The organism is Rhodanobacter sp. FW106-PBR-R2A-1-15, assembly GCF_058789735.1.
Window position 1 is genome coordinate 51,003 of record NZ_JBYTEM010000007.1, and the last position, 12,588, is coordinate 63,590.

Genomic DNA, 12,588 nt, shown 5'->3' on the forward strand with positions numbered 1-12,588 from the left:
CAATACTGGCCGTTTCATCACGCACCGATGGGCTTGACGACGCTCTGGCAAGCAGCACGGTCCCCCGCCGCACCCCGGCTTGCGGTGCGCTCCGGCCGGTGTGGCGCGCGTGCGGCTGAGGCGCCGGTGACGCGGCCGCACGTGTATCGCGCGCGCGGCAGTCGGGTCTTCCGCGGCGCGCTCGCGCTGCTGCTCGCCGCGGCCAGCCTGGCGCCGGCGCTGCATGCGCAGGTCGCCTTCAACGGCGCGGCCGCGCTCAGCTCGCAACTGGTGGACCGCGGCCAGGCGATGACCCCCGACACGCCGATCCTGCAGGGCACTGCCTCGTGGACCTTCCCGGCCGGCTGGTCGCTGGGCCTGTCCGGCAGCACGCGGCTACGTTCGCCCGGCCGCCTGCTGGCGGCGCTGGCGCAGGCCTCGCGGCAATGGGCGCTGGCCGGCAACTGGCAGATGCAGGCGAACCTGCTTTATTACCGCTACCAGGGCAGCTCGCGCTCGCGCGCGTTCGACCGCGCCGAAGCGGGGCTGAGCTGGAGCTATCGCGACGTGCTGACCCTCGGCCTGTCGGCAATCCACGTGATCGGCGGCCGGAACCGGCTGCGCGGCGTCGCGGACGTCAGCCTGCAGTGGCCGCTGACGCGCGAGCTTTCGCTGTCCGCCGGCGCGGGTATCGCGCAGACTCCGATCGCGCCGTACGATAGCTACGGCTACGACCGCCCGGGCCCCTCCGAATACGCCCGCGCCGGCAGCTACCGCCAGCGCCCGGCGGCGGAGTTCCGGCGCTACGGCCACCTCGGGCTGCTGTGGAGCCGCGGGGCCTGGCGGGTGGAAGCCCAGCGCATCCTGGCCGACCCGCGGACGCGCTGGCAATCGGATGCCTTGGACGCCTCGCCGTGGGTGCTCACCGTCTCGCGCTCGTTCTGACCCGGAGGCAACCTTTCCGCACTGACGCGGCACCCATCCAGCAACCCGGCACCGTCCCTCGACCCAAGCGAGGATCCCATGCACGACGACGAGCTCGACTCCGACGTCACCGACCGCATGCTGCTGCAGCGCATGTCAGGCGGTGATCGTGCCGCGCTGGGCATCCTGTACCGCAGCTACCACGGCCGGCTGTGCCGCTTCCTCGGCCGCCTGACCCGCCGCGCCGACGTCATCGAGGAAGTCATCAACGACTGCTTCTGGATCGCCTGGCAGAAGGCCGGCAGCTTCCACGGCGACTCGCGCGTCTCCACCTGGCTGATGGGCATCGCCTACCGCAGCGGGCTGAAGACCCTGCGCCAGTACGGCGACGCGCCGGTGGAGGACGATCCCCGCCGCGAGGAGCGCAGCGCCGTCCACGACCTGGACGAGGACCGCGAACTGCGCGACTGGCTGAGCAAGGGGCTCGACCGCCTGTCGGCGGACCAGCGCGTGGTGATCGAGCTGGTCTACGGCGTGGGGCACAGCCTGGACGAGGTGGCGGTAATCATGCAGTGTCCGGTGGGCACGGTGAAGGCGCGTCTGTTCCATGCGCGGGTCAAGCTGCGCAACGTGCTGCCGAGCCTGGCCGGCGAGCCGCCCCAACACACCGAGGCCATGCCATGACGTTCCCGCTGGATTCCGGCAAGGACTGCGTACGCGCCTGGGAAATGATGCCGTGGGTGCTGCAGGACAGCGCCACGGCGGAACAGGGCGCGTGGCTGGAAGGCCACCTGGCGCAATGCGCGGCCTGCCGCGCGGAGTTCGCCCAGCAGGGCCGGCTGCGGCTGGCGCTGTCGCTGCCGGCGCAGCTCGCGCCCGACCTCGAGGCCGGACTGGGCCGCCTGCTGCAGCGCCTCGACGCGCCCGCGGCGCCGGCTGCCCCGGCGCGCCCGCGCGCGGCCGGCTGGATCAACCGCGCGCTGGTCGCCGCGGTGCTGGTGCAGGCGCTCGGTATCGGCATCCTCGGCGTGAAGCTGTGGTCGGCGGACGGCGCGCCCGCCTATCGCACGCTGAGCCAGCCAAGCCAGCCCGCGCTGGCGGGGACGATCCGCGTGGTGCCCGACGCCGGCATGACGCTGGCCGACTGGAACGCGCTGCTGCACGCGCTGCGGCTGCAGGTGGTGGCCGGCCCCAACGACGTCGGCGCCTATACGGTGGCGCCGGCCAGTTCCGCCTCGACCACGCAGCAGGCGCTGCAGCAGCTGCGCAGCACGCGCGGCATCGTGCTGGCGGAGCCCCTCGCCACGCCATGAAGCGCGGCCTGCCCGTTCTGGTCATGGCGCTCGCCCTGGCCGCGTGCGCGTCCACCCCGCCGCAGGCCACCGGCCCCGGCCGCATGACGGCCGGCGACGCGGCCGCGATGGACAGCCAGCGCGACATCATCCTGGCGGTCGCCAACCCGCTGCAGTCGCCGCCGATCCACGCCGGCTCCAGCGTGCTCGGCTACGCCCCGTCGCGCTACTACGGCGCCGGCCAGCAGGCGGCCTCGACGCTGGCCGCGCTGCGCCAGCGCTACGCCTTCAGCGAGCTCGCCGGCTGGCCGATCAAGGCACTCAAGCTGTACTGCATCGTGCTGCAGCCGCCGCCCGGCACCAGCCGCGACAGCCTGCTGCAGGCGCTCGCCGCGGACCGCCGCGTGCAGCTGGCACAACCGCTGCACGACTACGCCATGTACGCGAAAAGCGCCGGCGGCGGGCACGCGTACAACGACCCCTACGTCGGCCTGCAGCGCGGCTTCATCGAGACCGAGGCGGCGCGCGCGCATCGTTACAGCGAGGGTCGCGGGGTGCGCGTGGCGGTGGTCGACACCGGCGTCGACCTGACCCATCCCGACCTCCAGGGGCGCATCCACGACGCGCACAACCTGGTCGACGACGACGCGGCGGCGTTCGACCACGACAGCCACGGCACCGAGGTCGCCGGCGTCATCGCCGCGGTCGGCGACAACCACCTGGGCATCGTGGGCATCGCCCCGCAGGCCCAGCTCAGCGTGTACAAGGCCTGCTGGTATCCGTCCACGCCGAATGCCGGCGCGCGCTGCAACTCCTTCACGCTGGCCAAGGCGCTGGCTGCGATCATCGACACCGACGACCGCATCATCAACCTGAGCCTCGGTGGCCCCGCCGACCCGCTGCTCGACCTGCTGCTGGTGCAGATCCTGCAGCAGGGCCGCATCGTGGTCGCCGCGATCCCGCCGGAGGGCAACCTGGCGGGTTTCCCCGACAGCACGCCCGGCGTGTTGCTGGTCAGGGTGAGCGGCCCGTCGGCGGCGCCGCCCGGCGTGCTCAGCGCGCCCGGCCACGACATCCTGACCACCCAGCCCGGCGGCGGCTACGACTTCACCTCCGGGCCATCGATGGCCGCGCCGCACGTGAGCGGCATGGCCGCCCTGCTGCTGTCGCTGGCGCCGAGGCTGGACGTGCGCGCGATCCGCGACCTGCTGCTACGCAGCAGCAGACTCTCCGGCGGCGTGCTGCAAGTGAACGCCGCCACCGCCGTGACGGAACTGCGCGGCACGCCGCAAGCCTCCCGCTGAGCGGGCGGCGCCCTATCGGGCGGCAGTTCGCCTGGTGGTTTTTACACAGCGCATTCACCCGGCTGATCGCAATGTAACCCGGCGCCCAGGTGCGGGTGCCACGGTCAGGAGCATCCCATGTCGCCGAAGCGGCACGCCGACTTGAGCCAGGAGTTCGTCGAGCAGCAGCGCCTGCGCCTGCTGGCGTTGCGCAAGCAGTTGCTTGGCGGCGAGGAAAACGATCTGGCCGGCAAGCGGGCGTTCCAGCTGCAGCATGGCGAAGAGGCCGAAGAAGAAGAGGACGACGCGCAGGATCTGTCGCGGCGGGAAGTCGACCAGGCCCTGCACAACGTGGACGATCGCCGCGTGGCGAACATCGAGCGTGCACTGCAGAAAATCGCAGAAGGCAGCTACGGCCGGTCGGACCTCAGCGGCGAGCCGATCCCGCGGGCCCGGCTCGAAAGCGCACCCGAAGCGAACCTCACCGTGCAGGAAGAACGCCGCCAGGAGGCCGACGCGGCGCGCTAGTCCGTCCGACGGAGCAGGCCGGCCGCGGGCGTGTCGGCGACGCCGCTCCGATATCCGGGTTGCGGGCGAATGCAGACGCAGTTGACGGGATCGCCCGAACTGCCCGGGCATGCCGGCGTTCCCGCGTGCTCGAATCCCTCACGCATTGACCTGCGTTTCTGTGTTGACGCGCCGCCAACACGGACAAACCTATTTTACGGACTCTCCCGTAGAGCAAACCACACGCCGTCTTTCTGATCGTCTACCGTCACCGGTGGCAACCATGGCATCCAGCCCGCAACACTACGACTTCCTCATCCTCGGCAGCGGCGAATCGGGAAAATACCTGGCCTGGACCATGGCCAGGGCTGGCCACCGCGTCGCCGTGATCGAACGCCGCTGGATCGGCGGCTCCTGTCCGAACATCGCCTGTCTGCCGAGCAAGAACATCATCCACAGCGCGCATGTGGCATCACTGGTTCGCCGCGGCAAGGAGTTCGGCATCGCTGCGGGTCCGGTCGGCATCGACATGGCGGGGGTGCGCGAGCGCAAGCGCACGATGGTCAATGAGCTGATCACGATCCACCGCAACAACTACGCGAACAGCGGCGCGGAGCTGATCATGGGCGAAGGCCGTTTCATCGCACCGAAGACGATCGAGGTGCAACTGCAGGATGGCGGCACCCGCGTGCTTAGCGGCGAGCTCGTCTATCTGAATCTAGGTACCCGTGCGGCGATCCCCGACGTACCGGGCCTGCACCAGTCCACGCCACTCACGCACGTCGAGGCGCTCGAACTGGACCACGTGCCGGAACACTTGATCGTGCTGGGCGGGGGTTATGTCGGCCTCGAGTTCGCACAGCCGATGCGGCGCTTCGGCAGTCGCGTCACGGTGGTGGAGCAGGGCCCGCAACTGGCCGGCCACGAGGACCCCGACGTGGCGCAGCTGCTGATGCGGCGCTTCGCCGACGAAGGTATCGCGGTCGAGCTGAATGCCCGGCCGATCAGGGTCGAGGGTCGCTCCGGCGACAAGGTCCGCTGCCATGTGCAGACCGCGACGGGCGCCAAGGTCATCGAGGGCAGCGACATCCTGGTGGCGGCCGGACGCACGCCGAATACGCAGGCGATCGGTCTCGACGTCGCGGGTGTGAACCTCGATGCGCGCGGCTATGTGCAGGTCAACGAACGCCTGGAGACCAGCGCGCCCGGGGTGTGGGCGATAGGCGACTGCGCGGGGAGTCCGCAGTTCACCCACGTTGCGTTCGACGACTTCCGGGTGGTCAGGGACAACCTCGCCGGCGGCCAGCGCACGACCCGGGACCGGCTGGTGCCGTATTGCATGTTCACCGATCCGGAGCTTGGCCGGGTCGGGCTGAACGAGACGGCGGCACGGCGCGCCGGCATCGCCTACCGCGTTGCCCGCACGCCGATGGCGGCGGTGTTGCGCACCCGCACGTTGTCCGAGACGGGCGGATTTCTCAAGGCGCTGGTGGCCGCCGACAGCGATCGCCTGCTCGGCTTCACCGCGCTGGGCGTGTCGGGAGGTGAGGTGATCGCGGTGGTGCAGACCGCGATGCTGGCCGGACTTCCCTACACCGCCCTGCGCGACACCATCTTTACCCACCCCACGATCGCCGAGGGCCTCACGGTACTGTTTGCCAACCCACCGGCCATGCCCGCGGCAGCCACGCACTGACCACGCGATCATCCCGCCGGGAGCGGCGTGCCCCGCGCACGGACGCGCCGATTTTCACCGATTCAAAACGGTGCCAAGGCACATCATTCGACAGGTATTCCCGCATGGGTGGTCGTGCATGGATCTCCTGCAGGGAAACGCCATTGCGCACGGATCATCCGCAAGGAATCACGATCTTCGCGCCGCGGAAGAGGCCGTCACGACAACGACCGACAACCATGGAAGCATCCCCGCGGACACACAAATTTTGCAGCACGGAACCATCAGATTCGCAGCACGGAACCATCAGACCAGAGACTGCCATGACCATCCTCGCCGCCGGCACCACCGCGCCGGAGTTCACCCTGCATTCCACCCCCGACCAGAGCGTGGCGCTGAAGGAGTTCCGCGACCGCAACGTGATCCTGGCGTTCTACCCCGCCGACTGGAGCCCGGTGTGCAGCGACCAGCTGGCGCTGTACAACGAGCTGCTGGACGAGTTCGCCCGGCTCAACGCGCAGCTGCTGGCGATCTCGGTGGACGGCGTGTGGAGCCATGCCGCGCTGGCGCGCGAGCGCAAGTTCCACTTCCCGCTGCTGTCCGACTTCGAGCCGAAGGGCAAGGTGGCGCGCGCCTACGGCGTGTACGACGCGGAGCACGGCGTCGCGGGCCGCGCGCTGTTCGTGATCGACGGCGACGGCGTGATCCGCTGGAGCTACCTGTCGCCGATGGGCGTGAACCCGGGCGCTGCCGGCATCATCAAGGCGCTGGAAGCGCTGCCGTCGAACAACATCCAGAAGACGCTGCCCGCCGACGCCGCGCAGGAGGCTGCATGATGCTGCACGAGGATTCGATCCTGGCCGTGCCGGTGGCCGCGCACGACCATATCCAGGGCAACGCGCACGCCGTGGTGACCCTGGTGGAGTACGGTGATTTCCAGTGCCCGGCCTGCGGCATGGCCTACCCGCTGGTGAAGCAGTTGCAGCACCGCTACGCCGGCAACCTGCGCTTCGTGTTCCGCCACTTCCCGCTGAGCCAGGCCCATCCCTACGCCCAGATGGCCGCCGAACTGGCCGAGGCTGCGGCGGTCGAGGGCCAGTTCTGGGCGATGCACGACTGGCTGTACGAGAACCAGGACGACTGGGCACCCCGCGGCGGCGCCGGCCTGGAAGCCGGCGTGCGCGCGCTGGGCCTGGACGAGCAGGCGCTCGCCGCCACCCTGCGCAGCCCCGACATCGATGCGCACATCCGCCGCGACTTCATGGGCGGCGTGCGCAGCGGCGTCAACGGCACGCCCAGCTTCTACGTCAACGGCTACCTGTACCAGGGCGACTTCGACACGCTGGTGCACAGCATCGGCCGGGCGATCGCGCGGCAAGCGTGACCCCGCGCCGGCCCGGGCCACCACGCAACGCCACGTCGCCGGGTCACGCACGGAATGTCCGCTGCCATGAAGCAGCTTCCATCACACGCTCGAAACCGGGATACCCACGACCATGAACGAGAAATCGCCGCCTTCCGCCAAGCCATTGCCGGGCAATCTCCGTGACCTGCTGCCGCAGCTGGAGAAGTTGTACACCGACATCCACGCACACCCGGAACTGTCGATGCAGGAAACCCGCACCGCGGGCCTGGCGGCCGAACACCTGCGCGCCGCCGGCTACGAAGTAACCACCGGCGTCGGCAAGACCGGGGTCGTCGGCCTGTTGCGCAACGGCGACGGACCCACCGTGATGCTGCGCGCCGACATGGACGCGCTGCCGGTCGAGGAAGCGACCGGCGCGCCGTACGCCAGCAAGGTCACGGCGGTCGATCACGAGGGCAAGACCGTGCCGGTGATGCACGCCTGCGGCCACGACATGCACGTCACCTGGCTGGTCGGCGCGACCACGCTGATGGCGCAGAACCGCGACAGCTGGAAGGGCACGCTGATGGCGGTGTTCCAGCCAGCGGAGGAGACCGCGCAAGGCGCCCAGGCGATGATCGACGACGGGCTGTTCAAGCGTTTCCCCAAGCCCGATGTCGTGCTCGGGCAGCACGTGATGGTGGGCCCGGCCGGCGCGATCGGTGGGCGCAAGGGGGTAATCACCTCGGCCGCCGACAGCCTGCAGATCCGCCTGTTCGGCCGCGGCGCGCACGGCTCGATGCCGCAGGCCAGCATCGATCCGGTGGTGATGGCGGCGGCGACGGTGCTGCGGCTGCAGACCATCGTCGCCCGCGAGCTGGCACCCACCGAGGCGGCGGTGGTTACGATCGGCTCGCTGCAGGCCGGCACCAAGGAAAACGTGATCCCCGACGAGGCGGTGATCAAGCTCAACGTGCGCACCTTCGACGAGGGCGTACGCAAGCGCGTGCTCGCCGCGATCACCCGCATCGTCAACGCCGAGGCGGCCGCCTCGGGCGCGCCGAAGCCGCCGGAGATCACGCCGCTGGACAACTATTCGCTGGTGACCAACGACGACGCGGCAACCACCACCGTGGTCGAGGCGTTCCACCAACACTTCCCGGCCGAGCGCATCCGGCAAACCGGGCCGACCTCGGCCAGCGAGGATTTCGGCTCGTTCGGCGCCGAATGGGGCGTGCCGTCAGTGTTCTGGTTCGTCGGCGGCACCGACCCCGACACCTACGCCAAGGCCAAGGCCGCGAACCGGCTCAACGAGATCCCGACCAACCACAACCCACGCTTCCTGCCGGTGCTCCATCCGACCCTGGAAACCGGCGTGGAGACGCTGATGGTGGCCGCGCGGGCATGGCTGGCGGCGGCGCCCTGAACCATGGAACGGCCGGACGAAGCCACCCGGGCCATGCTGCATGTGCTGCAGCTGGTGCTGGACCTGGGCGGCACCTTCGTGTTCGCCATCAGCGGCGCGATGGTCGCGGTCAGGCATCGGCTCGACATCTTCGGCGTGCTGGTGCTGGCGTTCGCGGCCGGCAACGCGGGCGGCATCACGCGCGACCTGCTGATCGGCGCGGTGCCGCCGGCGGCGATCGCCGACTTGCGGTATTCCGGCGTGTCCGCCCTGGCCGGATTGATCACCTTCTTCTGGTACCCGGTGACGAACCGGTTGCGCCGCGACGTGTTGTGGCTGGATGCCGTGGGGCTGGCGTTCTTCGCGGTCGCCGGCGCGCAGAAGGCGCTGCTGCACGGCATCGACCCGGTGATGGCGGCCCTGCTCGGCATGGTGACCGGCATCGGCGGCGGCATGCTGCGCGACGTGCTGGTGTCCGACATTCCGGCCGTGTTGCGCGCCGACCTGTATGCGCTGGCGGCGCTGGCCGGCGCCGGCGTGGTGGTGAGCGCCCACCTGCTGCACCTGTCGCCAATGGTGGCCGCGCTGGCTGGCGGCGGCCTGTGCTTCGTGCTGCGCTTCATGGCGATCCGCCACGGCTGGCACCTGCCCACGGCGCGGCCGGCATCGGCGGGGGCATCCGACGCACCGCAGCGCAGGCACCACGACGAAGGGAGCTGACATGGGAACCTGCGTATTGCTGTGCGGCCGGATGTTCGATGGCATAGCCGACCGCCTGACCGGCCCGGTCGAGATCCTCGTGGAAGACGACCGCATTGCCGAGATCGGCCCCACCGTGCGCCGGCCGCCCGATGCGCAGACGATCGACCTGTCCGGGCGCACCGTGAGCCCCGGCTTCATCGACTGCCACGTCCACCTGACCATGGATGCCGCCGATCTAGCCCGACAGACGCTGGCGTCGTCCGCAACCAAGGCACTGAAGGGACTGAGCATCGCCCGCGAGTACATGCGCTACGGCTTCACCACCCTGCGCGACATGGGCTGCGTCGATCCGGACTTCCCCACCGTGGACCTGCGCAATGCGCTCGCCGCCGGCCTCGTCGAGGGGCCCCGGCTGATCGTCGCCGCGCACATCATCAGCTCGTCCGCCGGGCATGGCGACCTGCGCGGGTTCTACGGGCCACGCTGGGACATCCCCGTTTCCGCCATCGCCGACGATGCGGGCGCGATCAAGGCGCTGGTACGCCGCGAGCACGCCTTCGGCAGCGACTGGATCAAGACCACCAACACCGGCGGCTACTTCAGCCCCGGCGACGACCCCGCCCGCGTGACGTGGTTCGACGACGAGATGAACCTGCTGGCCGCCACCGCGCGGCAACTGGGCATGCCGGTGGCGGTGCACACCGGCGCCGCCGACGGTTGCAGGCAGGCCATCCGCGCCGGCGCGCGCAGCCTGGAACATGCCTACCTGATCGACGATGCCGCGCTGGCGATGGCGCAGCAGGTCGGCACCTTCCTGGTGCCGACCATGCAGATGACCCGCGAAGACCTGCACGCGCTGCACGAGCACACCCTGCCGTGCCAGGCGGTGTGGAAGTTCAGCCGCGACAGCGGCACGATCGTCGACTCGCAGCGGCTGATCGCGCAGAGCGAGGTGAAGATCGCCTACGGCACTGACTGCGGCATGTTCCCCTTCAGCCACGGCATCCTCGAATTCCAGGCGATGGTGGCGGCCGGCCTCACCCCGCTGCGCGCGCTGAAGGCCGCTACCAGCGTGGCGGCGGAGCTGCTCGGCCAGGACGACATCGGCGTGCTGGCCGTGGGCAAACACGCCGACATCGTGGCCATGCCGGGCGATCCGCTGGCCGACATCAGCGCCACCGCCGGGGTGGACTTCGTGATGAAGAGCGGCCGCGTCTATCGCAGCCCGGGCGCGCCACGCACGGCGCGGGAGAAGTGATCGGGGTCTTGCGCAGGAATCGCGCAACCTTGCGCGGGTGGAGTGACCCCGATGAAGTCTGCTGCTGGATTGCTCGGGAAAGGCCGTTCTGATTACGGGCGCGGTCAGCGGCTTCGGGGCGACGGCTCTCGCCTTGGCCAGGCAGGGCACCAGGGTTTGCATCGGGGATGTCGGCGACGGCAACCCCTCGATCAGTTTCATGACCGGCGGGGTGTATCCGGTGGGTACGCGGACCGCTCACTGAAACCGACCACCATGGAAAAACATGGAAGTCAGGAGAAACCGACATGACACAACGTGTTCTGGTAACCGCCGGCGCCAGCGGCATCGGCAAGGAAATCGCGCGGGCATTCGTCGCCAGCGGCGCCACCGTCTGCGTCTGCGACATCAATGTGCAGGCGCTGGAGACGGCCGCGAATGACATTCCCGGCCTGGTGACCCTCGTCTGCGACGTGTCGAAGCGACAGGACATCGAACGCATGGTCGCCAGCGCCGCCGAGGCACTGGGTGGACTGGACGTGCTGGTCAACAACGCCGGCATCGCCGGCCCCACCGCGCCCGTCGAGACAGCGGATCCCGATCAGTGGGAGGCGGTGATGGCCGTCGACGTCATCGGCACCTTCCACGTCACGCGGCTGGCGATCCCGTATCTGAAGCAATCCCCGGCCGGCAGCATCGTCTGCATGTCCTCGCTCGGCGGCCGCTACGGCTATCCGAACCGGAGCGCCTATTGCGTCGCGAAGATGGGGCTGATCGGCTTCACCAAGACACTGTCGCGCGAACTGGGCCAGTACGGCATCCGTTGCAACGCGATCGCGCCGGGTGCGGTGGGCGGCGAACGCATGGAACGCGTACTGCAGGGCCGCGCCGATGCGGACCACACGTCGCTGGAAGAAGAGCGGCAAGCCATGATGAGCATCCAGTCGATCAAACGCTTCGTCGACCCGAAGGACATCGCCAGCCTGATCGTGTTCCTCGCGTCAGATGCAGGCAAGTCGATTTCGGGACAGGTCATTCCCATCGACAACGACGCGCAGACCTCGGCCTTGTGACGGCGGACCCATGTCGTGGCAAGAACGCACGAGCCTCCGTCGCCATCACGCCCTCCGCGACTGTAGTGGCACTCGGCCGAACGGCACGCTCCGCATCGAGATCGAGCCGCCGCCCATGCCCTCAACCGGGAAGCTCAACCGATTCCTTAGGGCAGGCACTCCCCGCCAGCTTCTGCCATCGAGAGCGGCGGGCAGTGCCCGCCCTACAACAATGCACTCAGCCGAACTGCACGCTCAGCATCGAGATCGAGCCGCCGTCCATACCCTCGACCGGGAACGTCACCGGCTCACCCGGGTCGCTGGCGCCGAGCACGTACAACAGCGGCAGGTAGTGGTCGGGCGTGGGGATCGACAGCTCCGCGTCGCGGCCCAGCGCCTCGTAGTTCGTCAGCGTCGCGTGGTCGCCCTGCACGATCAGCTCGCGCGCGGTCGCCTCGAAGCGCTGCGCCCAGTCGAATGGTTCGACCGGATGCCGGCCCCAGGCATAGCTGTGCAGGTTGTGCACCACGTCGCCGCTGCCGATCAGCAGGATGCCCTCGTCGCGCAGCGGCCGCAGCAGCCGGCCCAGCCCGTAGTGGAACGCCGGTGGCTGCGACTCGTCGATGGACAGCTGCACCACCGGCACGTCGGCAGCGGGATAGACGTGGCGCAGCACCGACCAGGTGCCGTGGTCCAGTCCCCACGACACATCCGCGCGCACCTCCAACGGGCGCAGCAGTTCGCGCACGCGGCGCACCAGCTCGAGGTCGCCGGGCGCGGGATATTGCACCTCGAACAGCTCGCGCGGGAAGCCGCCGAAATCGTGGATCGTGCGCGGCGCCGCCATTGCGGTCACCGCAGTGTCAGGCAGGTACCAGTGCGCCGACACCGACAGCACCGCGCGCGGCCGCGGCAGGCGCTGGCCGGTCGCCGCCCAGCCCCGCGTCCAGGCGTTGTCGTGCAGCGCGTTCATCGGATTGCCATGGCCGAAGAAGATCGTCGGCATCCGGGTCGCCAGGGTATTCCGCTCAGGCATCGGGGGCACTCCGCAAGGGCCGGTTCATATCCACGTATTGCAGACATCCGCCGCGTTAGTCTGGCGTGATCGGTGGTAGGGCGCCACGGTTCGCGGATGGACGTCTGTCCGCGCCGCAGATGCCGCGCGGTGACCGCCGGGTTTTTAAACG

General features: G+C 69.6%; 13 protein-coding genes. 12 read left to right on the forward strand and 1 reads right to left on the reverse strand.

Annotated features, from left to right (window positions below; genetic code table 11):
* Window positions 1-126: 126 nt before the first annotated feature.
* The 12 genes from AC3WTD_RS05785 to AC3WTD_RS05840 all read left to right on the forward strand — a co-directional run bounded on the left by AC3WTD_RS05785 (window position 127) and on the right by AC3WTD_RS05840 (window position 11,422).
* Window positions 127-924 (forward strand): hypothetical protein, encoded by a 798-nt coding sequence (locus tag AC3WTD_RS05785; protein WP_492613185.1) that lies wholly within the window; start codon window positions 127-129, stop codon window positions 922-924.
* Between the two features lie 78 nt (window positions 925-1,002).
* Window positions 1,003-1,587, forward strand: a complete 585-nt coding sequence (locus tag AC3WTD_RS05790; protein ID WP_027491242.1) for a sigma-70 family RNA polymerase sigma factor — start codon at window positions 1,003-1,005, stop codon at window positions 1,585-1,587.
* Complete coding sequence (locus AC3WTD_RS05795; protein WP_492613186.1) at window positions 1,584-2,216, forward strand: anti-sigma factor; 633 nt, start codon at window positions 1,584-1,586, stop codon at window positions 2,214-2,216. The genes AC3WTD_RS05790 and AC3WTD_RS05795 overlap by 4 nt, the downstream gene beginning before the upstream one ends.
* On the forward strand, window positions 2,213-3,499 hold the full coding sequence (locus AC3WTD_RS05800) for a S8 family serine peptidase (protein WP_492613187.1): 1,287 nt from the start codon (window positions 2,213-2,215) through the stop codon (window positions 3,497-3,499). The genes AC3WTD_RS05795 and AC3WTD_RS05800 overlap by 4 nt, the downstream gene beginning before the upstream one ends.
* Before the next feature lie 117 nt (window positions 3,500-3,616).
* A complete protein-coding gene (locus AC3WTD_RS05805) occupies window positions 3,617-4,006 on the forward strand; it encodes a TraR/DksA family transcriptional regulator (protein WP_492613188.1) in 390 nt (129 codons plus the stop codon).
* A gap of 262 nt (window positions 4,007-4,268) precedes the next feature.
* Entirely contained in the window at window positions 4,269-5,681 is a 1,413-nt protein-coding gene (locus tag AC3WTD_RS05810; protein ID WP_492613189.1) for a mercuric reductase, read from the forward strand.
* Window positions 5,682-5,983: 302 nt separating this feature from the next.
* A complete protein-coding gene (locus tag AC3WTD_RS05815; RefSeq protein ID WP_027491237.1) occupies window positions 5,984-6,496 on the forward strand; it encodes a redoxin domain-containing protein in 513 nt (170 codons plus the stop codon).
* Complete coding sequence (locus AC3WTD_RS05820) at window positions 6,493-7,044, forward strand: DsbA family protein (RefSeq protein ID WP_492613190.1); 552 nt, start codon at window positions 6,493-6,495, stop codon at window positions 7,042-7,044. The genes AC3WTD_RS05815 and AC3WTD_RS05820 overlap by 4 nt, the downstream gene beginning before the upstream one ends.
* A 112-nt stretch (window positions 7,045-7,156) precedes the next feature.
* Window positions 7,157-8,431, forward strand: a complete 1,275-nt coding sequence (locus AC3WTD_RS05825) for a M20 family metallopeptidase (RefSeq protein ID WP_492613191.1) — start codon at window positions 7,157-7,159, stop codon at window positions 8,429-8,431.
* Window positions 8,432-8,434: 3 nt separating this feature from the next.
* The gene (locus tag AC3WTD_RS05830; protein ID WP_027491234.1) at window positions 8,435-9,130 is read left to right on the forward strand and encodes a trimeric intracellular cation channel family protein; all 696 of its coding nucleotides are present in this window, start codon (window positions 8,435-8,437) and stop codon (window positions 9,128-9,130) included.
* A gap of 1 nt (window position 9,131) precedes the next feature.
* Complete coding sequence (locus AC3WTD_RS05835; protein ID WP_492613192.1) at window positions 9,132-10,370, forward strand: metal-dependent hydrolase family protein; 1,239 nt, start codon at window positions 9,132-9,134, stop codon at window positions 10,368-10,370.
* Window positions 10,371-10,657: 287 nt separating this feature from the next.
* Window positions 10,658-11,422 carry an SDR family oxidoreductase gene (locus AC3WTD_RS05840; protein ID WP_027491232.1) on the forward strand — a complete coding sequence of 255 codons (765 nt, stop codon included), beginning with the start codon at window positions 10,658-10,660 and terminating at the stop codon, window positions 11,420-11,422.
* A 217-nt stretch (window positions 11,423-11,639) separates the two neighbouring features.
* On the opposite strand, the gene ygiD is transcribed toward AC3WTD_RS05840, so the two are convergent.
* Complete coding sequence (ygiD, locus tag AC3WTD_RS05845; RefSeq protein ID WP_492613193.1) at window positions 11,640-12,437, reverse strand: 4,5-DOPA-extradiol-dioxygenase; 798 nt, start codon at window positions 12,435-12,437, stop codon at window positions 11,640-11,642.
* Window positions 12,438-12,588 lie beyond the last annotated feature (151 nt).